Annotated in this window: 23 protein-coding genes and 4 tRNA genes; 7 read left to right on the forward strand and 20 right to left on the reverse strand. The window is 31.6% G+C overall.

The window, feature by feature from the left end; all coding sequences use genetic code 11:
* Window positions 1-56: 56 nt before the first annotated feature.
* From E4J94_RS08500 to E4J94_RS08515, 4 genes are all read right to left on the reverse strand, one after another.
* The gene (locus tag E4J94_RS08500) at window positions 57-773 is read right to left on the reverse strand and encodes an LOG family protein (RefSeq protein ID WP_135835392.1); all 717 of its coding nucleotides are present in this window, start codon (window positions 771-773) and stop codon (window positions 57-59) included.
* Window positions 774-842: 69 nt separating this feature from the next.
* A complete protein-coding gene (locus E4J94_RS08505) occupies window positions 843-1,547 on the reverse strand; it encodes a Bax inhibitor-1/YccA family protein (RefSeq protein ID WP_135835393.1) in 705 nt (234 codons plus the stop codon).
* Window positions 1,548-1,617: 70 nt separating this feature from the next.
* Complete coding sequence (gene pnuC / locus E4J94_RS08510) at window positions 1,618-2,301, reverse strand: nicotinamide riboside transporter PnuC (protein ID WP_135835394.1); 684 nt, start codon at window positions 2,299-2,301, stop codon at window positions 1,618-1,620.
* A 75-nt stretch (window positions 2,302-2,376) separates the two neighbouring features.
* Entirely contained in the window at window positions 2,377-3,006 is a 630-nt protein-coding gene (locus E4J94_RS08515; protein ID WP_135835395.1) for a 4'-phosphopantetheinyl transferase family protein, read from the reverse strand.
* Window positions 3,007-3,077: 71 nt separating this feature from the next.
* Here E4J94_RS08515 and ahcY point away from each other — a divergent pair, with 71 nt between their 5' ends.
* Complete coding sequence (gene ahcY, locus E4J94_RS08520) at window positions 3,078-4,391, forward strand: adenosylhomocysteinase (RefSeq protein ID WP_135835396.1); 1,314 nt, start codon at window positions 3,078-3,080, stop codon at window positions 4,389-4,391.
* A gap of 177 nt (window positions 4,392-4,568) precedes the next feature.
* Window positions 4,569-5,144 (forward strand): hypothetical protein, encoded by a 576-nt coding sequence (locus E4J94_RS08525; RefSeq protein ID WP_135835397.1) that lies wholly within the window; start codon window positions 4,569-4,571, stop codon window positions 5,142-5,144.
* A gap of 21 nt (window positions 5,145-5,165) precedes the next feature.
* Here E4J94_RS08525 and E4J94_RS17590 read toward each other — a convergent pair whose 3' ends face one another.
* Genes E4J94_RS17590 through E4J94_RS08535 form a run of 3 tightly spaced genes read right to left on the reverse strand, consistent with a single transcriptional unit; the run spans window position 5,166 to window position 5,765 of the window.
* Window positions 5,166-5,312 carry a hypothetical protein gene (locus tag E4J94_RS17590; RefSeq protein ID WP_168801847.1) on the reverse strand — a complete coding sequence of 49 codons (147 nt, stop codon included), beginning with the start codon at window positions 5,310-5,312 and terminating at the stop codon, window positions 5,166-5,168.
* 2 nt (window positions 5,313-5,314) lie between these two features.
* A complete protein-coding gene (locus E4J94_RS08530; RefSeq protein WP_135835398.1) occupies window positions 5,315-5,557 on the reverse strand; it encodes a hypothetical protein in 243 nt (80 codons plus the stop codon).
* Window positions 5,547-5,765: a hypothetical protein gene (locus E4J94_RS08535; protein ID WP_135835399.1), complete on the reverse strand. Its 219-nt coding sequence runs from the start codon at window positions 5,763-5,765 to the stop codon at window positions 5,547-5,549. Before E4J94_RS08535 ends, E4J94_RS08530 begins: the two co-directional genes overlap by 11 nt.
* Before the next feature lie 183 nt (window positions 5,766-5,948).
* Here E4J94_RS08535 and E4J94_RS08540 point away from each other — a divergent pair, with 183 nt between their 5' ends.
* The gene (locus E4J94_RS08540) at window positions 5,949-7,280 is read left to right on the forward strand and encodes a retropepsin-like aspartic protease (RefSeq protein WP_135835400.1); all 1,332 of its coding nucleotides are present in this window, start codon (window positions 5,949-5,951) and stop codon (window positions 7,278-7,280) included.
* Between the two features lie 31 nt (window positions 7,281-7,311).
* Here E4J94_RS08540 and E4J94_RS08545 read toward each other — a convergent pair whose 3' ends face one another.
* From E4J94_RS08545 to dnaE, 11 genes are all read right to left on the reverse strand, one after another.
* Window positions 7,312-7,902, reverse strand: coding sequence for a hypothetical protein (locus tag E4J94_RS08545; protein ID WP_135835401.1), 591 nt, complete (start codon window positions 7,900-7,902; stop codon window positions 7,312-7,314).
* Window positions 7,892-8,323, reverse strand: a complete 432-nt coding sequence (locus E4J94_RS08550; protein ID WP_246034292.1) for an RNA polymerase sigma factor — start codon at window positions 8,321-8,323, stop codon at window positions 7,892-7,894. Before E4J94_RS08550 ends, E4J94_RS08545 begins: the two co-directional genes overlap by 11 nt.
* Before the next feature lie 81 nt (window positions 8,324-8,404).
* Complete coding sequence (locus E4J94_RS08555; protein ID WP_135835403.1) at window positions 8,405-9,244, reverse strand: TraB/GumN family protein; 840 nt, start codon at window positions 9,242-9,244, stop codon at window positions 8,405-8,407.
* A gap of 47 nt (window positions 9,245-9,291) precedes the next feature.
* Complete coding sequence (locus E4J94_RS08560; protein WP_135835404.1) at window positions 9,292-9,555, reverse strand: hypothetical protein; 264 nt, start codon at window positions 9,553-9,555, stop codon at window positions 9,292-9,294.
* Between the two features lie 71 nt (window positions 9,556-9,626).
* A complete protein-coding gene (locus E4J94_RS08565; RefSeq protein ID WP_135835405.1) occupies window positions 9,627-10,034 on the reverse strand; it encodes an NUDIX hydrolase in 408 nt (135 codons plus the stop codon).
* 109 nt (window positions 10,035-10,143) lie between these two features.
* A tRNA-Asp gene (locus E4J94_RS08570) sits at window positions 10,144-10,220 on the reverse strand.
* A gap of 58 nt (window positions 10,221-10,278) precedes the next feature.
* Window positions 10,279-10,352, reverse strand: a tRNA-Asp gene (locus E4J94_RS08575).
* 48 nt (window positions 10,353-10,400) lie between these two features.
* Window positions 10,401-10,474, reverse strand: a tRNA-Asp gene (locus E4J94_RS08580).
* Between the two features lie 44 nt (window positions 10,475-10,518).
* Window positions 10,519-10,592 (reverse strand) — tRNA-Asp (locus E4J94_RS08585).
* 127 nt (window positions 10,593-10,719) lie between these two features.
* Window positions 10,720-11,037, reverse strand: a complete 318-nt coding sequence (gene trxA / locus E4J94_RS08590) for a thioredoxin (RefSeq protein WP_038331009.1) — start codon at window positions 11,035-11,037, stop codon at window positions 10,720-10,722.
* Window positions 11,038-11,146: 109 nt separating this feature from the next.
* A complete protein-coding gene (gene dnaE, locus E4J94_RS08595) occupies window positions 11,147-15,547 on the reverse strand; it encodes a DNA polymerase III subunit alpha (RefSeq protein WP_135835406.1) in 4,401 nt (1,466 codons plus the stop codon).
* Window positions 15,548-15,649: 102 nt separating this feature from the next.
* Between dnaE and E4J94_RS08600 the strand changes: the two genes are divergently transcribed.
* From E4J94_RS08600 to E4J94_RS08610, 3 genes are read left to right on the forward strand one after another with little or no spacing between them, the layout of a single operon-like run.
* Window positions 15,650-16,174, forward strand: coding sequence for an NADPH-dependent FMN reductase (locus E4J94_RS08600; RefSeq protein ID WP_135835407.1), 525 nt, complete (start codon window positions 15,650-15,652; stop codon window positions 16,172-16,174).
* Between the two features lies 1 nt (window position 16,175).
* Window positions 16,176-16,679 (forward strand): hypothetical protein, encoded by a 504-nt coding sequence (locus E4J94_RS08605; RefSeq protein WP_135835408.1) that lies wholly within the window; start codon window positions 16,176-16,178, stop codon window positions 16,677-16,679.
* Window positions 16,680-16,688: 9 nt separating this feature from the next.
* Window positions 16,689-17,054 (forward strand): DUF7674 family protein, encoded by a 366-nt coding sequence (locus E4J94_RS08610; RefSeq protein WP_135835409.1) that lies wholly within the window; start codon window positions 16,689-16,691, stop codon window positions 17,052-17,054.
* A 16-nt stretch (window positions 17,055-17,070) separates the two neighbouring features.
* On the opposite strand, the gene E4J94_RS08615 is transcribed toward E4J94_RS08610, so the two are convergent.
* Window positions 17,071-17,439, reverse strand: coding sequence for a MerR family transcriptional regulator (locus tag E4J94_RS08615; RefSeq protein ID WP_135835410.1), 369 nt, complete (start codon window positions 17,437-17,439; stop codon window positions 17,071-17,073).
* A 9-nt stretch (window positions 17,440-17,448) separates the two neighbouring features.
* Window positions 17,449-18,399, reverse strand: coding sequence for a M23 family metallopeptidase (locus E4J94_RS08620; RefSeq protein ID WP_135835411.1), 951 nt, complete (start codon window positions 18,397-18,399; stop codon window positions 17,449-17,451).
* 99 nt (window positions 18,400-18,498) lie between these two features.
* On the opposite strand from E4J94_RS08620, the gene alaS reads away from it, so the two are divergent.
* Complete coding sequence (alaS, locus tag E4J94_RS08625; RefSeq protein WP_135835412.1) at window positions 18,499-21,108, forward strand: alanine--tRNA ligase; 2,610 nt, start codon at window positions 18,499-18,501, stop codon at window positions 21,106-21,108.
* Window positions 21,109-21,113 lie beyond the last annotated feature (5 nt).

A 21,113-nucleotide genomic window follows, 5' to 3' on the forward strand; every position in this document is an offset into this window, starting at 1 on the left:
GATTAATCTTCTTAAAATAAAATTAAAAACCACTTTATCAAAGTGGTTTTTAATTCTTAAAAGTTCAATTTTATATTATATTTTTCATAGAAATTTTTGATATGAGTCACTGCTTCTTCCGCTGTATCAACTAAACGAAAAAGGTCTAAATCTTTTTCTGAAATATAACCATCCGCAATTACTCTATTCCTAATCCAATCAAATAAACCAGACCAATATTCGGTTCCAACCAAAACAATCGGAAAACGACCTGTTTTCTTTGTTTGTACTAATGTTAATGCTTCAAATAACTCATCCAAAGTGCCAAAACCTCCTGGCATTACAATAAATCCTTGTGAATATTTTACGAACATTACTTTTCGTGCAAAGAAATAATCAAAGTTAATTTCATATTCACGATCAATATATTTGTTCAATTCAGTTTCAAAAGGCAATGTAATTCCTAACCCAACAGACGATCCTCCTCCTTTCTGTGCTCCTTTATTAGCAGCTTCCATAATAGCTGGTCCACCACCTGTAATAACTCCAAAACCTATTTTTGTTAATTGAAAAGCTATTTCTTCAGCTAATTTGTAATAATGATTTTCTTTTGGTGTTCTTGCCGATCCAAAAATTGATACACAAGGACCTATTTTCGACATGGTTTCATAACCATTTACAAATTCTGCCATAATCTTGAACAATGCCCAAGAATCATTTATTCTGATTTCGTTCCAATCTTTTGGTCGAAACGGAGATTGTATTCTATCGTCTTCTTTTTCTTTATCTGTCATAGTATTTTAATAAAAAAACCGCAACAAAAATGTTACGGTTCAATATACAAATTTATTGTTTCTTAATAATTAATCTCTACTCATAAAAATTCTCAAAATATACCAGAACAATAACATTAATGAAGCAAACAAAGATAATGCTGCTGCAACATATTGTTGTGTTCCAAATTCATATTTTAATTGATGAGTGTTGTATAAAATTGCTCCTCCAGCTAATGCACACATTCCAACAGAGAACCATAATCCTAAATCGAACCCAAATAACATTCCTGCAACAATCAAACCAATTGCTAAGAAAAATCCGATTGTTAAAGCCCCTTTTAAAATAGAGAAATCTGCTTTTGTTAAAAATACAATTGCTGATAATCCTATAAATAAACCACCTGTCACAACAGCTGCTTGTTTTATAACATATGTTCCTCCATAATACAATGCAATATAAAGCATTGGTACAAAGATCAGCGCTTCTGCGACTATGTATAAAAAATAGCCTAAATATTGTTTAGATTTTGAAATAGATCCGTAAGCCATTTTTTGAGCAACCCAAGTAATTCCCATAAAACCTGCTAATAGAATAAGCCAAAGATACCCAGAAGTCAAACTTAACATGAAGCTTACTAATGCTTCTGATTTTAACATCAAAGATTCAATTAAAACAAATACTAGAACCCCTCCGGCAACATGTCCATAAGTATGTTTATAAAAATTAGCTCTTTCTACACTAGTTGCATCTGCAACCAATTGGTTTTGCTGATATAATTGTTGATTTTCCATATGTTTATTTTTTTAGATAGATATTTTTCAATTAATAATTGTTGCTAAAATACTAAATTAAAATTATTTCTTAGCTCACTATTTTTTGGGAGTTTTTGAATGATTTTATCCAATTGCTTAGTCCTATAAATGATAAAATCAACAATACTATATATTGCACAGAGGTGATAACTGCTCCTTTATAAATCATTAACGGAATCATTATTAAATCGCCAATAATCCAGAAATACCAATTGTCAATTTTTCTTCTTGCCATCATCCACATTCCAATCAAAAAGATAGCTGTTGTCGAGGCATCTATAAAATCAATTTTGGTATAATACAATTTACATTGATTGATAAAACTAATATTAAAACCATTTTGAATAACAGGACGGAAATAATAAATCATCAAAATAAATAGAAAACTCAACACAAAGAGTAGCGTTGCATATATATATTCTTTTTTCGAGGCCCACGAAACATCGACATGTTTGTGATCTGCTTCAAGATTTTTTTGCCACAGAATCCAACCATAAATCGCCATCGAAGTATAGTAAATATTGATAATAGTTTCACCGTATAATCCCCAATTAAAAAATAAATAAATGAAAATAAATGTTGAAACAATGGTGGTGGGATAAACCCAAATATTCCGTTTATAGGTATAATAAACGGAAATAATCCCAAATAAAGTTGCAATTATTTCAAGTAAAATATTAAGCGTAGAATAGGTCTTATAAGGCAAAATGATATAATCTATAAAATCGTTCATTTTTAAATTTTGAGTGATAGGTTGTAAATTAAAAATAATTCATTCTAAATCGTAATTCGAATTTCGAACTTCAATTTATTCATAATCCAAAACCCAAACTAAATAATATTCACCAATCATTTTATAGAACGCATGATATTTACGAGATTTTACATCATCCGAAATCCAACAAATAAATTGTTTATTCTCTATTAATTCAAATTCTTCGGCACGATAATGATTCAAGAAATTCCAAAGATTTCCACCATTCAATTTGTACAAACCTTCTTTCATTCCCCAAATGATATGTAAATACTCAATTTCATGTTCTTGTGGAATCCAATCCAGTTCATCTAGACGTGCAAATTTATGTTTGATATTTAATATTTTTTTAGGACGCGACAATTCAATATCAACTCCAATATTATATTCACTTACTCCAACAGAAACCAATCCATAGGAATGTGTAATGGAAATTTCTTTATTTGTAGGTAAAAAAGGTTTTCCTCTTTCATCATAATTTACGTCATAATCCAAATTTAATTTCTTTAGACAAGCGCGCAAACCAAGATATTCTCTGGCCTGTTTAGGTCTTAGATTATTATATTTTTCTATTCTATAATCCTTTAACTGAAGATATTCTAATAATTCTTCATTCGATTCTGTAACTTCCCACGTAACAATTCGGGTATGTTTAAAATCGTTAATATAATCAATAACGGGCATTTTATTAATCGAAATTTGTTTGTAAATTTGTTCCCTATTAAACTTAAAAAGTTAGTTAAATATATCAATTGATGGATACAAAAACGCAATACATTCCATACAAAGTTAAAGATATTTCTTTAGCTGAGTGGGGAAGAAAGGAAATTACGTTGGCTGAAGCAGAAATGCCTGGGTTAATGGCTATCCGTGAAGAGTATAAAGCTGCTCAACCTTTGAAAGGTGCTCGCATTGCGGGTTGTTTACACATGACAATCCAAACTGCAGTATTAATCGAAACGTTAGTTGCTTTAGGAGCTGATGTTACATGGTCGTCATGTAATATTTTCTCTACACAAGATCATGCTGCTGCTGCAATTGCTGCTGCTGGGATTCCTGTGTATGCTTGGAAAGGGATGAACGAAGAGGAATTCGATTGGTGTATCGAGCAAACATTATTCTTCGGAGAAGATCGCAAACCGTTAAACATGATTTTGGATGATGGTGGAGATTTAACGAATATGGTGATTGATCGTTACCCAGAATTGGTTGCTGAGATCAAAGGATTGTCAGAAGAAACAACTACGGGTGTACACCGTCTTTACGAAAGAATGGAAAAAGGTACATTGCCAATGCCTGCAATTAACGTAAATGATTCTGTAACAAAATCTAAATTCGATAACAAATACGGATGTCGCGAATCTGCAGTAGATGCTATAAAACGTGCTACTGACTTGATGATCGCTGGTAAACGTGTTGTAGTTTGTGGTTTTGGTGATGTTGGTAAAGGCACAGCGGCTTCTTTCCGTGGTGCTGGAGCAATTGTTACAGTAACAGAAATCGACCCTATTTGTGCTTTACAAGCATCTATGGAAGGTTACGAAGTAAAACGTTTAGATACAGTTGTTGCAAACGCTGATATCGTAATTACAACTACTGGTAACTTTGGAATTGTACGTGCAGAGCATTTCGAGAAAATGAAAGACAAAGTAGTTGTGTGTAACATTGGTCACTTCGATAATGAAATCGATATGGCTTGGTTAAATGGAAACTATGGAAACACGAAAGAGGAAATTAAACCACAAGTTGACAAATACAACATCAACGGAAATGACATTATCATTTTAGCTGAAGGTCGTTTAGTAAACTTAGGTTGTGCAACAGGTCACCCTTCTTTTGTGATGTCAAACTCTTTCTCTAACCAAACTTTAGCTCAAATCGAATTGTGGACAAATTCATCAGCTTACAAAAACGAAGTATATACTTTACCTAAGCATTTAGATGAAAAAGTTGCAGAATTACATTTAGCAAAATTAGGAGTAGAATTAGAAGTTTTATCTCAAGAACAAGCAGAATACATTGGTGTAACGGTTGAAGGACCATTTAAACCAGAATATTATAGATATTAATTAATTTTAATTCAGAATTTTTATTTGAAATAAAAAACACTTAACAATATGCCCTCGCCTTGAACAAGCGAGGGCTTTTTTATTTCTTCTTTACTTCCTCTATTAATAAACAGATTTCTTTATCACTTTTTTAATATTATCTTTAAAATCATTATTGAATAATTTTTATTACTGATTATGATTAAAAAATATTTACAACTTGGATTCATTTTAATTGGTTGCTCTTCGCTTTTTGCACAAATCGAAAAGCCTTCAGAAATTTTTTGGAACAATCTAAAAAAACATTGTGGTAAAGCTTACGAAGGCAAATTACCCGAACATATTACACGAGATGATTTTGCAGGCAAAAAATTAACGATGCATGTAAAAAGCTGTTCTGTAAACGAAATTAAAATCCCATTCAATGTTGGTGATAATTATTCTAGGACATGGATTTTGACTAAAAAAGATGGAATAATCACACTAAAACATGATCATCGACACGACAATGGAACTTCAGAAACAATTACATTTTATGGAGGAACAAATACAAATTATGGTTTTAAAGATTTTCAGATGTTTCCTGCCGATCAAGCAACAGCAACGTTAATAGATTATGCTTCGACAAACATTTGGTGGATTACCTTAGATGATAAAACGTTTAGTTACAACTTGCAAAAAGCAGGTTCTAAAACACCTTTCAACGTCTATTTTGACTTGACAAAAGAAATTGAAACTCCGCCAGCACCTTGGGGTTGGGGAACACCACGATAATAAAAGAGCTGAAAAGCTCTTTTATCTTTTTATCAAAATATCTGCATTAATTGCTGGCGTAATTCCCAAAGGCGTTTTCTTCCAAACATCAGAATCTCTTGTTTTATACAAACAATTTACAAGCAAAACTCCACTAAAATAAATAGGTTTTTCGGTTTCTGTTAACAACTCTATTTTAATAAAAGATCATCTTGATACTTTATATTCAAATCACGTAAATCCATCGAAAAGATATCATTTTGCTGATATTCTTTTCTAACTACAATTTCACAAGATTTCTTTAAAATTGATTGATTTGGTTTTTCATTGTTCACTGTTGTTAAATCTACTTTCAAAATAATAGAATCCAATTTCAAAATATTACTAAAATTGAAATTTAAGCGTTGAAATGTAAACTCTTTTTTAGGTGGCATTTATTGGAATCGCAAACTCTTTGGTAAATTTTGGTAGCGAGTCCTTATTAAAATTAATATCCGCAGTTAATCCTATTAAAATTGATTTTGTCTTGGTATCCGAGCCAACTCGCTTCAATCTAAATTTGCTTTTATCATACAAAATGGTTTCGCTTAATTCTATTGTATCTTTTTTATAATCTTGTGTGTTTGCAAACTTTATAAACATAAAAAAGAAAGTAAATCTTTGTCATCTAATTGTTTATAAATCATTTATCAATTTTATAAAATATAGATGTTCAAAATTCACAAAGGTTACACAATAACACATTAAAGTTTCAATTCAAATATTAATAATAGTTTCATCATTTCGTTATTTTTTTGCATAATTTTAATAAAAATTACAAATTAAATGAAAATAAGGTTATTAACTTCAATAATTTTTATATTTACCTTTTTACAAATTGAAGCACAAAAAGCAGGACTTTATTTGAACGAGAATGTAAACAAAGAAACTATATCTTTTCAATTTATTAAAAATTTAATTGTTGTTCCAATCACTTTCAACGGACATCAAATGAATTTCATTATTGATTCTGGACTTAAAGAAACTATTTTATTTAGTCAATACGATGAAACGATTAATAAAAGCACTCTTCGGCAAATTAATTTAAAAGGTTTAGGAAAAGATAATAGAGATACTAAAGGTTTTTATTCTACAGGCAATCAAGTTATTTTCGGGAAAAATTTTTCATCTAACAACATGTCTATTATTGTGATACAAGACGAAAGATTTAATCTTTTTTCTCGCTTAGGAATGGATGTTCATGGAATAATTGGTTCTGAGTTCTTTAAAAATTATCCCATACAAATTGATTATGCAAAAAGAAAAATTACCATTTATAAATCTATTTTTGCTTTAAAAAAATTAAAAAATTTTCAATCTAAATTTTTAGAAATTAGTCCAGAAATAAAACCTTTCACAACAATTGATTTCACCTATCAAATAACTTATACAAATCAAAAAATGTTAATTGACATTGGAAATAGTGATGGTTTGTGGCTATTCGAAAATCAGATTGAAAATCTAATTCCCTTACAACGTGTATTTTCTGATGAATTAGGAAAAGGCTTTAATGGAGCTATTAATGGAAGACGAGGTGTTATTACATCTATGAATTTAGGAGAATATAAATTTCAGCAACCTTTGATAGCTATCCCAGACGAAGAGTCTATACAATTTCTTAATCTCAAAAATAACCGAAAAGGCTCTATTGGAAATGAAATTTTGAGACGATTTACAATTATTTTAGATTATCAAAATCAAATGTTTTACTATAAAGCAAACCGAAATTTCAGAGATGCTTTTCATTACAATAGAAGTGGACTTACTATTATTCATGATAAATTTGAATGGAAAAATGAAAAAATAAATATGACATTTCAAAATACTACTGTATCTGAAAATAATTCATTATCAACTCAGAATATAAATTATCAATATGTATTAAAGCCTATTTACAAAATAGAAGCTGTTAGACAAAATTCTAATGCTGATTTAGCTGGTTTAAAAGCAAATGATATTCTTGAAAAATTGAATGGAAAACAAGTGAATAAAATGAGTTTAGATGACATCGAATTGTTCATGAAACAGAACGAGTTTCAAAAGGTTTCTGTAGAAATTCTTCGAAATAATATTCCAATGAAATTTAAGTTTGTACTAGATATTCCATACAACGATTAAAAAAGAGTAACTAAATGTTACTCTTTTTTAATTACTCATCTAACTGATTTAGAATTTTTTCTAACTCTACAAGTGGTTTTTTATAAAATTGATTAATCCACCATTTTAATATCCAAATACAAAAAACGACATAGATCACTAAAATAGAGACTATATAAACATATAAAAGTAATGGACTTTCAAAATGTATAAATGTGTTTTTCTGAATGTAAACTATTCCTACAAACATTATCATGAGAATACATAAAACATATGTATAAATACTATATACATCTATAGAAGATTTATAATTGTAATAGAACCAATTAATATTTTTAAGTGAACTGTATTCTAAACGATACGAACGTTTATAAAATCTAAAAATATATGTAAAAGGTATTATTAGTGTGGCACAATAACATATAACAATCCACCAAATAAGTTGATTATTCATGTCAAAATAATACGGAAATAAAAGTAAGATAGGGAAAGTGGTAATTTGAAAAAAGAAATCTTTTTTCAACGTTTTTCTTACCTTATCAATAACTGTATTTGCTTCAGTTTTTATATCTAAATCATTTCCTATCTTCACTTTTTCTGAAGACTGATTATCCCATTGTTTTTGTAATTCATCAAAATTCATAGTCATATTTTTTAATGATGATTTGTATTTTTTCTTTTGTTCTATTCAATTTCACACGTGCATTCCCTTCCGAAATTCCTAAGTTAGAGCTAATTTCCTTGTGACTTTGTCCTTCTAAAAAAAGAAAAATCAATGCTTTTTCAACTTTATTCAGCTCATGAACTGCTTTATAAAATAATTCAAGCTGTGTTTCTTTTTCATCAGAATCCACTTCATCTATCTGATCAACGTTTTCTAAAAAAGTATATCTACTTGTTTTTTTATTTTCTTTTTTGAAATAAGTTAAAGCTGTATTTAACGAAACTCTATACATCCAAGTTGAGAATTGAGAATTTCCTTTAAACCGTTCAAAAGATTTCCATAATTGTAAAATAATCTCTTGAATCAAGTCATTCTGATCTTCAGAATTATCCATATACATCCTAGAAATTTTATACAAAATTCCTTTATGCTGTTCTATTAATTCTAAAAATTCTTTCTGATTCTTCACTTATGTAAATACTTAGTCTAGAATAGCTGTCACTTTGTAGCCTTTTGATTTCAATAAATTGATCAATCCTTTTTCTCCTGCTAAATGAGCTGAGCCTACTGCAATTAAAGTTGATTTACTTTTTATAATTTCTGGGATTAATTCAATCCATTTCTCATTACGTTCTACCATCAAAACATCATATAATTCTGGATTAGAAGCTGAATATTCTTTCATTATTTTATCCAATTGGTTGATATTTTCATTCTTATAAGCTGTAAACATTGTATCAAAAATTTCTTTTGTTTTTTCAGAATCCATTTCTTTCAAGGCTTTCACCATTTCTTGTGAATCAATAAAACGATCCAAGTAATCATATTGGTCTTTCACTGTAGATAATCCAGCCATTGGTTTATTTGCTGCTTTGTACGACGCAATGATTTCTTCTTCAAAACTTGTTACTTGACAAGGAAAAGAACTTTGCATTAACATCGCCATAATCAACATTGGTTTTATCTGATCAAAAGCTGCTAGATTGGTTCCAAACTTTGTTTTTAGTTGATTATCCAAATAAATAGAATCTTCCTTTGATATTTGAGAACTAATTGTTTTATCACTCATCATATTAGCTTGCATTTGAGACATAAAATTAGGATTTCCCATATCTATCTCAAAAACTGCTTGACTTGTTCGTTCAATTGTTTTTACCAACTTTGGTTGCATTGCAAACTTGTCTTTACAAATCATATGAACTGTACCAAATAGATACGAAGGTTGCTGCAAGTCTTTACTTTCTATTTTCCATAAAAGAGAGTTTTGAGCAAAAGTGAAGGAAAATATAAAAAGACATACAAAAGTGATTATTTTTCTCATTGTGTTAATTTTAAATGTTAGTATAAAAAATTAATCTTTGTTACTAATTATTTTATCTTTTTTAATGCAACCTGCTCATCAGCTATAAATAGAATACAATTTACTCCAAAAAATTCTTGTAAAATATTTACTTTGATGTTTAACTTTTCATCTTTCGAATTTTTCAAATGTCCCGTTAAAATTGGAGTTGAAAAATAATTAATTTGATAATCTTGTAATTTATCATTTACAAAAAGTTTTTCGCCAGAAAACCAATTATTCTCAATTCTGATTACATTATTTTCAAAAGTTGCTTCCCAAATAGATTTCATCGTTTAATTATTTTAGTGTTTACTAGTGAGTAGACATAAAATAAAAACGTTACAAAAATTTTGTAAAAAATTTAAAAATCCATTTTCAACCAAATTGGGAAACTAAATTCTTCTAATAAATGTGCTAATTTAAATTCTTTGTAGTTCTCTTTCGTTATCCATGCCATTTCTTCTATCTCAGAAGCGATTTTAAGAGTTTCTAACGATTTTAATTTAACATGAAACACATTTGCATGAACTTCGGTATTCACTTCGTTAACGGCAATAGAAGTGTGTTGTCCTAAAAATGAAACATCGTGCTGTAGAATATTAATATTAATCTCTTCTAAAAATTCGCGTCGAAGCGTTGTTAATAATTCTTCATCTTGTTCTCGTTTTCCACCAACCATCTGAAAAAATTTCGATTTCTTTTTTCGGACAGCTAACATTCTACCCGTTTCATCTGTAACCAAGGCGTTCACCAAATAAATATGATTCATTGTTATGCGTTATGCGTTATGCGTTATGCGTTATGCGTTATGCAAAAGTAGAATTTAGGAAAGTTTGGAGCAAAAAAAAAGCTTCACAATAAGTGAAGCTTATAAAAGTTGGCGATCCGGACGGGACTCGAACCCGCGACCACTTGCGTGACAGGCAAGTATTCTAACCAACTGAACTACCGGATCAGTCTGTTTTTTTTATTTATAATTTTCGATCGATCTAAAATAGAAAAAGAAATAGATGCGATCCGGACGGGACTCGAACCCGCGACCACTTGCGTGACAGGCAAGTATTCTAACCAACTGAACTACCGGATCAGAAAATTATAAATTGATATATTTTTTATGAATTTTTATAAAAAATTGCGATCCGGACGGGACTCGAACCCGCGACCACTTGCGTGACAGGCAAGTATTCTAACCAACTGAACTACCGGATCAGAAAATTATAAAAAATATATTGTGTAAAAGAACGAACTTTTTGCGATCCGGACGGGACTCGAACCCGCGACCACTTGCGTGACAGGCAAGTATTCTAACCAACTGAACTACCGGATCAAAATCTGTATCGATTTCGGATTGCAAATATAGGCGGTTTTCTGATAAAACCTAAATTTTTTTCAAAAAAAATCTCGGAAATTTTGCGTCCGAGATTCTTTTATTTCAAAATCAGCGATTTAATTTATTATAAAATCGCGTTTAATTTTTCTACTAATTGCTCTTTTGGAACAACTCCAACAACTTTGTCTACTACTTCTCCGTCTTTGAAGAATAAAATTGTAGGAATGTTGCGGATTCCATATTTTGCTGCAACTTCTTGATTTGTGTCTACATCAACTTTACCAATAACCGCTTTTCCTTGGTATTCTGTAGCAAGCTCTTCCACAACTGGACCAACCATTCTACAAGGACCACACCAAACAGCCCAAAAATCAACCATTGCTGGTTTTCCTGACTCTATAATATCTGATGCAAATGATGCGTCTGTTACTTCTAATGCCATAATCTTATATTTTTTATCTAATCTTAAGTTTACAAATCTACATAAAATTTTATTGTTGAAAAATTTCGTTCATATTATCTATCAATTATTAAATAGATGAAACGAATAATTAATTCAGTTTGAATGTTATTTCTTGCAATTCATCTAATTCTTTCAACAAATCTCGACAAATATTAATTTTAATTTTACTTGCTGGTAAATCTAAATTGTTCAAATAATCTTTTGGATCAATCAATTGAATTTTTAATAATTTATCTCCTTGATATTTGAACATAATATCTGATAATTTGTTAAATGTTTCTTGCGAAAATTCTGGAACTTCAATTTTAACCGTCATTTTTTCGGCTTGTTTTTCCACAATTTCATTCAATAATAAAATATTTGTGATGTTTTTATATACACGTCCTTGTGTTACATTTCCTTCTTTATCTTTGAATTCTTTTTTCGAGATATTCAATTTCAAATTCAAGAACATATTTTCTTGCATAAAATGTCTATACTTCATATAATCGCTTCCAAAAACCATAATATCCATCGAATCGGTGTAATCACTAAACGTAAAAATACCAAATTCGTTTCCATTTTTGGCAATTCTATGTTGAATATTTGACATCATTCCACAAATCGAAACTTCTTTGTTGACAAAGTTATCTTCATTCGCATTAATATCAGAAATACTGCAATTTGAAGCCATTTTCAATTCATGTTTGAAATCATCTAACGGATGTGAAGAAATATAAATTCCGACAACTTCTTTCTCTTTCGACAAAAGTTGTAACATATTCCATTTCTCGCAATCTGGCAACATCGGAACCACATCTTCTACAACAGAATCTCCTCCAAAATCACCAAATAAAGAAGTTTGAGAAGAGTTTTTTTGCTCCTGATAATTTCCTCCATATTTGATTAATTTCTCCAAATTCGTCGTTGTATTATCGATAAAGAAATAACGTCCTCTGTGAAATTCAAACGAATCAAAACCTCCTGCTAAAACTAAATTTTCGATTGTTTTTTTGTTCACCGTTCTTAATTCGACACGTTTCACGAAATCGTAAATATCTTTAAATGGTCCATTTTCTTCACGTTCCGATATAATTGAATTTACCGCAGCTTGCCCAACACCTTTTACAGCACCCATTCCGAAACGAATCTCGTAATTTTCGTTTACGTTAAATTTTGTAATCGACTCGTTAATGTCTGGACCAAGAACCGCCAATCCCATACGTTTACATTCTTCCATAAAAAATGTGACTTGCTTGATATCATTCATATTATTTGAAAGAACAGCCGCCATATATTCGGCAGGATAATGCGCTTTCAGATAAGCCGTTTGGTATGCAACCCACGCATAACACGTCGAGTGCGATTTATTGAAAGCATACGAAGCAAAGGCTTCCCAGTCTGTCCAAACTTTTTCTAAAATCTTAGGATCATGCCCTTTTTCTGAAGCTTGCGCAACAAATTTTGGCTTCATTTTATCCAAAACAGCTTTTTGCTTTTTCCCCATCGCTTTACGCAAAACGTCGGCATCACCTTTCGAGAAACCTGCTAATTTTTGCGAAAGTAACATTACTTGCTCCTGATAAACCGTAATTCCGTAGGTTTCTGATAAATATTCTTCCATCGCTTCCAAATCGTACTGAATCGGTTCTTCCCCGTTTTTACGGCGAACGAACGACGGAATATATTCGATAGGCCCCGGACGATAAAGGGCATTCATGGCAATTAAATCGGCAAAAACTGTCGGACGTAAATCCTTCATGTATTTTTGCATTCCAGGTGACTCGTATTGGAAAACTCCAACCGTTTCACCACGCTGGAAAAGCTCATATGTTTTTTCGTCATCAATTGGAATTTCATCCGGATTGATTTCGATTCCTGTTCTCGCTTTTACTAATTTGATGGTATCTTTAATCAATGTTAAGGTTTTCAACCCCAAAAAGTCCATCTTCAATAATCCGGCACTTTCTGCAACCGAGTTATCAAATTGTGTTACATATAAATCTGAATCTTTCGCTGTTGTTACAGGCACGAAATTCGTAATATCATCTGGCGTAATAATTACTCCGCACGCGTGAATTCCCGTATTACGAACAGAACCTTCTAAAATTTTTGCTTGCTGAATAGTTTCCGCAGCTAAATCATCTCCATTCGATAAACGTTTTAATTCGCTTACCGCATCAAATTCTTCCGGTTTTAAAGCTCCTTTTAATGCTGCTTCATCTAAATTGAAGATTTTAGACAACTTCATATTTGGAATCAGACCTGCAACACGATTGGCATCAAACAATGGTAAATCCAATACACGCGCAGTATCTTTAATCGAAGATTTTGCCGCCATTGTACCATACGTAATGATTTGCGCTACCTGATTCGCTCCATATTTATCAATCACATAATCCATTACCAACGATCGACCTTCATCATCAAAATCGATATCGATATCGGGCATAGACACACGGTCAGGATTCAGGAAACGCTCGAAAAGTAAATCATACTGAATTGGATCTAAATTGGTAATCCACAAACAATAGGCAACAGCAGAACCCGCTGCAGAACCACGTCCTGGACCAACAGAAACGCCCATTTCACGAGCTGCCGCAATGAAATCTTGTACAATCAAGAAATAACCAGGATAACCAGTTTTCTCAATTGTTGCTAATTCGAAATCGATACGCTCTTTTATTTCATCTGTTAATTCGGGATAACGTTTTTTCGCACCTTCGTATGTCAGATGTTTTAGGTAAGCATTCTCACCACGTTTTCCTCCGTCTTCGTCATCTTCTACATGGTGAAACTCTTCTGGAATATCAAATTTTGGAAGTAATACATCGCGATAAAGCGTGTACTCTTCAATCTTATCAATGATTTCTTGAATATTAATAATCGCATCTGGAACATCTTGAAACAATTGTTTCATTTCAGTTTCAGACTTGAAATAATATTCTTGATTTGGCAAACCAAAACGGAATCCGCGACCACGACCAATCGGTGTAGATTGCTTTTCCGCATCGCGCACACACAACAAAATATCGTGTGCATTCGAATCGTCTTGATTAATATAATAGGTATTATTTGTCGCCACAACTTTTACATTGTGTTTACGGGCAAACGCAAGCAAAGTCTGATTAACACGATCTTCATCTTCTTGTCCGTGACGCATCAATTCGATGTAAAAATCATCGCCAAATTGCTCTTTCCACCAAAGTAAGGCTTCTTCAGCTTGCTTTTCACCAAGATTCAAAATTTTGTTTGGAACTTCACCTTGTAAGTTTCCAGACAAAACAATTAAATCTTCTTTATATTCTTCGATAATCGCTTTATCAATTCGAGGCACATAGTAAAACCCATCTGTATACGCCTTCGATGCCATTTTTGCTAAATGATGATAACCATTTTTATTCTTTGCAAAAACAACAATTTGATAACCATTATCTTTTTTTGATTTGTCTAAATGATTCTCACACACAAAAAATTCTGAACCAATAATTGGCGTAATCAATACTTCCGTTGGCTCTTTTCCTTCTTCTATTAATTCTGCATTCTTTTCTTTTGCCGCTTTGTTGTGATTCTGAACTGCCGCATTGAAATGGAACGCACACATCATATTTCCATGATCGGTAATCGCAACTGCAGGCATTTTATTCTTTGCCGCAGCGCTCACCAAATCGTTGACAGAAATGGTTGATTGTAAAATCGAGAATTGTGTATGATTATGTAAATGTGCAAATTTTGCTTTTTCAAACTGTTCTAAAACTTCCTCTGAAATTTCAACTACCTCATCACCTCCATCTTCTTTGGCTTTAATTTTCGCAATTTCTTCCGAAGCCTTTTTAAGATTGACGTGATTTAGTCCAACGGGCTGAATATTTGTTTCATTAATTGTATTAAATCGAACAAAATAATCATCCTCAACTTCTAACTCGTTTTTTGAAAAAATACCTTTACGAATCAACTCGAAAAAACAACGCGTAGTTGCTTCCACATCGGCAGTTGCATTATGCGCTTCACCAAATGGAACACCAAAAAGATATTGGTGCAACTCCGTCAACGTTGGTAATTTGTAACGACCACCACGACCACCAGGAAGTTTCAACAACTCTGCAGTCACTTCTGTACAGGTATCCAAAACAGGTTTTTCGACTAAATTATTTTCATAATTCAGTCGATAAAATTCGGCTCCCATGATGTTAATATCGAAACCTAAATTTTGTCCAACAATGAATTTAGCTTTTCCTAAAACTTCGTTGAATTTATCTAAAACTTCTTTTAATGGAACACCTTTTTCGGTAGCCAAATCAGTCGAAATTCCGTGAATACGCTCAGAATCGTACGGAATATCAAAACCATCTGGACGAACCAAATAATCTTGATGTTCAATAATTTGCCCCATTTCGTCGTGCAATTGCCAAGCGATTTGTATACAACGTGGCCAGTTGTCGGAGTCAGAAATCGGCGCATTCCAATCTTTCGGAAGACCAGTTGTCTCTGTATCGTATATTAAGTACATTGAGTTTTCGTTTGAATCTGTAAATTTACGAAATCTTAGCAGAAGATTTTCTTAAGATAAGTTAAGAATAATTATCTATTTTAGATAATCAAATCAACCAAAATGAAAAATATTTTCATTATTAATGGAAGCACAAGCGAAAATTCATCTAATCAAAAAATAATAGAAAATTTTATTTCTTCTACATCTCAATATTTAGAATATATTGTTTTTGATGAATTAAAAACTCTTCCTCATTTTGATCCAGAACGTTCTATCGAAAATACACCACAAGAAATACTTGATTTTAGAACTGAAATAGAAAAAGCACATGGAATAATTATTTGTACGCCCGAATATATTTTTAGCATTCCGAGTGGATTGAAAAATGCATTAGAATGGTGCGTTTCGACAACTATTTTTGATAGAAAACCTTTAGGAATTATCACTGCGTCTGCAAATGGAGAAAAAGGACATGAAGAATTGCAATTGATAATGAAAACATTGATGACGAACTTTAATGAACAGACAACTTTACTCATTCAAGGTGTAAAAGGAAAAGTAAATTCGGAAGGAAAAATAATTGATGAAGGAACTTTACAACAATTGGAAAAATTCACAAAAGCATTTCAAGTTCTAATCAATTAAAATGAAACAAAAACTAATTTATATACTTTATTGGGCTGCAATTTTTACAGTTTCAATATCAATGTTTGTGTATGGAATTATAAAACCTACTCAATTTACAAATATGGATAACAACATTAATAATCATCTTCCTGAAGGTCATCGATTGATGTGGAGTTTTTATAGTTTTACCAAAGGATATCCAATAATCATTGGAATTTTTGAAGTGATAGGTGCAATTACATTACTTTTTAGAAGGACAAGAATTTTTGGATGTTTGTTATTAACTTCAATTTTAGTTAATATTATTCTACAAGATTATTTCTATGAAATTGTTGCGCTAAATTCTTCTATTTTTTATCAAGTTTTGATCTTTGTTATCTTAATTATTGACCGAGAAAGAGTGATTGAAATTTTTTCAAAACTATTTGAATTAAAAACTAAACTAAAACCAAACTGGATTTTAATCATCATAAGTTTTATACTTGCAATTGGTTTTAAATTTATTAAAACAAAGGTTTTATAAAACAAAAAAATGAATGATTTTGAAAAACTAGATATTTTTATATCTAAAATAGTTAAAGATAAACTTTATGAAATGGTTCCTGAATATTCTTACTATGAGAATGAAGAGACAGGTATTTATTTTTTCATGAATGAATTTACTTCTGCATTAATTGATGAAATAGAACAATCTCAATCAAATAAATTTATAGATAATTCTTTTGAGTTTATTAATTCCCTTGGAGAAAGTCATAATCTAGAAATAGTAAATATCGTTAAAGTAGGAGTTTTAGAAATTTTATATACTTCTGAAAAATTAAAAAGAGAAAAAATTGAAGAATTATTGAGTGAAAAACTTAAACCTATTTTTAGAAGTTTTTCAAAATACTATTATTAAAACAAAAAAGATAAACTTAATTCAGTTCATCTTTTTCTAAAATTTCTTCCGATTCAAAACTCATTTTAAGTTTGATGAGTTCATCTTTTATATTTTCTAATCGCTTCACAACATCTATTTCATCTGCTGTTATCGCAATTCCTTTTTTACCAATCGCTTGTTTCGCTCCTTCTAACGTATAACCTTTTATTTTGACCAAATAATAGATATTCTTAAAACAATCAATATCATTTTTGGTAAATAATCGATTTCCTTTTTTGTTCTTTTTTGGTTGAATAATTTCAAATTCTTTTTCCCAAAATCGAATCAACGATGCATTTACATCAAAGGCTTTGGCAACTTCGCCAATCGAATAATATAGTTTATCAGGCAGGTCTACGTTCATTATCAGCGTTTAATCCAAAGATAATGACAATTTTTTAGAGTTTTGATAAATTTTAATGAAATCGTCTGGATCTACATCATTGTAGAAATACATAATTGGATCTACAGGTTCTCCATTCTTGTGAATTTCGTAATGCAAATGCGCTCCTGTCGACAAACCTGTCGAACCAACATAACCAATTACATCACCTCTTTTCACTTTTTGTCCGCTACGAACTTTCGCACGAGACATGTGAGCATACAAACTTTCGTAACCATTTCCGTGTTTCAAGACCACCATATTTCCGTAACCAGAATTAAATTCAGAAACTTTTACAGAACCATCTCCAGTTGCATAGATTGGTGTTCCCGTAGAAGCTGCAAAATCTAAACCTTTGTGCATTTTATTCACTTTCAAAATTGGGTGAAAACGAGACCCATAACCAGAGGCTAATCTACTTACATATTTATCTGCAACAGGTTTTAGAACTGGCATTGATGATAAATTGGCATCTTTAACACCAGCCGAACGAAATACTTCGTCCAACGATTTAGATTCAATTTCAATTTTATCAATCAATTTTTCGATATCTTCTGCTGTATAATTATCAATTTCTTTGTTGACAGAATCTATATTTTCGTTGACACGCATATCATAAATTGTACGATAAATATTGCGATCTTTTTCTTCGATTTCTGTCAAAGCTTCTTCAACTTCTTTGAATTTTTTATGTAATTCTTGATTTTCGTTTTCCATTCTTTCCAACTCAGCCAATAATTTGCTTTTGTCGTCTTTGAATTTTCCTGCTCTTGATGCGTATTCTGAATCATTAAAATGATAACCAATCATTCCAGCAGATATTGTCGATAGACATAAAAATAGTAATACGTACAATGCTGTTTTAGGAGTTTTTTGGACTCTTTTCTTCGCCCAACTCATTAAAAATTTCACAGAATTATACTTATAGTTTTTATTTTCCATTACTTAACCAACCTTTTATTATCTTTGTAAAACGTTTGCAAAGTAACGAATATTGTACGAGTAAACTTGTTAATCAAATGATAAAAATAATTTAATTAAATGAAATCCAAAGATATAAGAAAAGAATTTCTGCATTTTTTTGAGACAAAAGGCCACTTAATTGTAGACTCTGCGCCGATTGTTTTGAAAGACGATCCGACATTAATGTTCAATAATTCGGGGATGGCACAATTCAAAGAATATTTTTTAGGAAACGGAACTCCAAAAAGTAATCGTATCGCGGATACACAAAAATGTCTTCGTGTTTCTGGTAAACATAATGATTTGGATGATGTAGGAAAAGACACTTACCACCACACGATGTTCGAAATGTTAGGAAACTGGTCTTTTGGTGATTATTTCAAAAAAGAAGCAATCGCTTGGGCATGGGAATTACTAACAGAAAAATACGGAATCTCTAAAGATCAAATTTATGTAACCGTTTTTGAAGGTGATAAAGGTGACGGAACATCATTAGATGAAGAAGCGTTAGAACTTTGGAAACAACATATTGCTGAAGACAGAATTCTTTACGGAAATAAAAAAGATAATTTCTGGGAAATGGGTGATATCGGACCATGTGGACCATGTTCTGAAATTCACGTAGATATTCGTCCAGAAGCTGATCGTTTAACCGTTGATGGTAAAACATTGGTTAATATGGATCATCCACAAGTTATCGAAATTTGGAACTTGGTATTTATGCAATATCAACGTAAAGCGGATGGTTCTTTAGAATCTTTACCAGCGCGTCACATCGATACAGGTATGGGATTTGAGCGTTTGGCAATGGTTTTACAAGGAAAATCATCTAATTATGATACAGATGTTTTTCAACCAACAATTCAAAAATTAGAAGAAATTTCTGGTGTAAAATATGGCGCAGCAGAAAAAACAGATATCGCGATTCGTGTTGTAGTTGACCATTTACGCGCAGTTGCTTTTGCAATTGCAGATGGACAATTACCATCAAACACAGGAGCGGGATATGTTATTCGTCGTATTTTACGTCGTGCAATTTCTTACGGATATCGTTTCTTAGGTCTAAAAGAGCCTTTTATCTATAAATTATATCCAATCTTGAAAGCTGAAATGGGCGATTTCTTCCCTGAATTAGTGAAACAAGAAACAATTGTAACTGGAGTTATTCGCGAAGAAGAAGCTTCTTTCTTACGTACAATTGAACAAGGATTAAACCGATTAAATCAAATCATCGAGCAATTAGGAGATTCTAAAGTTGTTCCTGGTGATGTGATTTTCGAATTATATGATACATTCGGTTTCCCTGCAGATTTATCTCGTATTGTAGCAGAAGATCACGGTTTCACAATTGATGAAGCTGGTTTTGAAGCTGAAATGGCGAAACAGAAAGAACGTTCAAAAAAAGCAACTGCTTTGGTAACGGATGACTGGGTTATTTTAGATGACAAAGGAAACGAAACCTCTATCGCTTATGATAACACAGAAGCTGAAGTAAAAATTACACGTTACAGAAAAGTAAAAAATAAAAAAGGAGAATTTTTCCAATTGGTATTCAACCAAACGCCATTCTATGCAGAATCTGGAGGACAAATTGGTGATACAGGATCTATTTCTACTTTGAATGAAACAATCGAAGTTGTTGACACGAAAAAAGAAAACAACTTAGTGATTCATTTTGTTGAAACTTTACCAGAAAATGTAAACGCTACATTCAATGCAAAAGTTGATACAGAAAAACGTAATGAGACAACGAAAAATCACTCTGCAACACACTTAATGCACGAAGCTTTACGCGAAGTTTTAGGAACGCACGTAGAACAAAAAGGTTCTTATGTTGGAGATGATTATTTACGTTTTGACTTTTCTCATTTTTCTAAAATGACAGATGAAGAATTGGCAATTGTTGAGCAAAAAGTAAACGATAAAATTGCAGAAGCTTTACCATTAATCGAAAAAAGAGATTGTGATATCAACGAAGCTATCGCTGAAGGTGCAATGGCTTTATTTGGTGAAAAATATGGTGATAAAGTTCGTGTTATTCGTTTTGGATCTTCAATCGAATTATGTGGAGGTACACACGTAAAAAATACAGCAGATATTCGTTTGTTCAGAATTTTATCTGAATCTTCGACTGCTGCTGGTATTCGTCGTATCGAAGCAATTACATCAAACAAAGCAATCGAAGCATACAAAGATGCTGAGAAAAACTACAATGATGTTTTAGCTACACTTAAAACGAAAAATGATGCGGTAAAAGCGGTTCAACATTTATTAGATGAAAACGCAGAATTGAAAAAGCAATTAGAATCTTTTGTTGCACAACAAGCTACTGCTGAAAAAGCGACTTGGAAAGCTGCAATTAAAGAGGTTAATGGCGTTAATTTCTTAGCTGTAAAAACAAATTTAGATACAAATGCAGCGAAACAAAATGCAATTGATTTGACAAAAGAAATAGAAAATGCGTTTATCGTAGTCGGTACTAATGATGCAGTAAAACCATCGATTACAATTTCTATTGCGAAAAACCTTGTAGATGAAAAAGGTTATAGCGCAGGACAAATTGTAAAAGAAATCGCGAAGCACATCAACGGTGGCGGAGGTGGACAACCTTTCTTAGCTACAGCAGGTGGTAAAGAGGTTTCTGGATTAGATGCTGCACTTAAACAAGCAGAAGATTTTGTTAAATAACAAAT

Source organism: Empedobacter tilapiae (assembly GCF_004785645.1).
GTDB lineage: Bacteria > Bacteroidota > Bacteroidia > Flavobacteriales > Weeksellaceae > Empedobacter > Empedobacter tilapiae.

Coding starts and splice junctions, on each gene's coding strand:
- dnaE (WP_135835406.1), bottom strand. CDS start 15,547: ATGTACTTAATATACGATACAGAGACAACTGGTCTTCCGAAAGATTGG.
- E4J94_RS08610 (WP_135835409.1), top strand. CDS start 16,689: ATGAATGATTTTGAAAAACTAGATATTTTTATATCTAAAATAGTTAAA.
- E4J94_RS08525 (WP_135835397.1), top strand. CDS start 4,569: ATGATTAAAAAATATTTACAACTTGGATTCATTTTAATTGGTTGCTCT.
- E4J94_RS08530 (WP_135835398.1), bottom strand. CDS start 5,557: ATGCCACCTAAAAAAGAGTTTACATTTCAACGCTTAAATTTCAATTTT.
- E4J94_RS08545 (WP_135835401.1), bottom strand. CDS start 7,902: ATGAATTTTGATGAATTACAAAAACAATGGGATAATCAGTCTTCAGAA.
- trxA (WP_038331009.1), bottom strand. CDS start 11,037: ATGGCATTAGAAGTAACAGACGCATCATTTGCATCAGATATTATAGAG.
- E4J94_RS08600 (WP_135835407.1), top strand. CDS start 15,650: ATGAAAAATATTTTCATTATTAATGGAAGCACAAGCGAAAATTCATCT.
- E4J94_RS08615 (WP_135835410.1), bottom strand. CDS start 17,439: ATGAACGTAGACCTGCCTGATAAACTATATTATTCGATTGGCGAAGTT.
- E4J94_RS08605 (WP_135835408.1), top strand. CDS start 16,176: ATGAAACAAAAACTAATTTATATACTTTATTGGGCTGCAATTTTTACA.
- E4J94_RS08560 (WP_135835404.1), bottom strand. CDS start 9,555: ATGAAATCTATTTGGGAAGCAACTTTTGAAAATAATGTAATCAGAATT.
- E4J94_RS08505 (WP_135835393.1), bottom strand. CDS start 1,547: ATGGAAAATCAACAATTATATCAGCAAAACCAATTGGTTGCAGATGCA.
- pnuC (WP_135835394.1), bottom strand. CDS start 2,301: ATGAACGATTTTATAGATTATATCATTTTGCCTTATAAGACCTATTCT.
- alaS (WP_135835412.1), top strand. CDS start 18,499: ATGAAATCCAAAGATATAAGAAAAGAATTTCTGCATTTTTTTGAGACA.
- E4J94_RS08555 (WP_135835403.1), bottom strand. CDS start 9,244: ATGAGAAAAATAATCACTTTTGTATGTCTTTTTATATTTTCCTTCACT.
- E4J94_RS08535 (WP_135835399.1), bottom strand. CDS start 5,765: ATGTTTATAAAGTTTGCAAACACACAAGATTATAAAAAAGATACAATA.
- E4J94_RS08550 (WP_246034292.1), bottom strand. CDS start 8,323: ATGTATATGGATAATTCTGAAGATCAGAATGACTTGATTCAAGAGATT.
- E4J94_RS08540 (WP_135835400.1), top strand. CDS start 5,949: ATGAAAATAAGGTTATTAACTTCAATAATTTTTATATTTACCTTTTTA.
- E4J94_RS08515 (WP_135835395.1), bottom strand. CDS start 3,006: ATGCCCGTTATTGATTATATTAACGATTTTAAACATACCCGAATTGTT.
- E4J94_RS08500 (WP_135835392.1), bottom strand. CDS start 773: ATGACAGATAAAGAAAAAGAAGACGATAGAATACAATCTCCGTTTCGA.
- E4J94_RS08565 (WP_135835405.1), bottom strand. CDS start 10,034: ATGAATCATATTTATTTGGTGAACGCCTTGGTTACAGATGAAACGGGT.
- ahcY (WP_135835396.1), top strand. CDS start 3,078: ATGGATACAAAAACGCAATACATTCCATACAAAGTTAAAGATATTTCT.
- E4J94_RS08620 (WP_135835411.1), bottom strand. CDS start 18,399: ATGGAAAATAAAAACTATAAGTATAATTCTGTGAAATTTTTAATGAGT.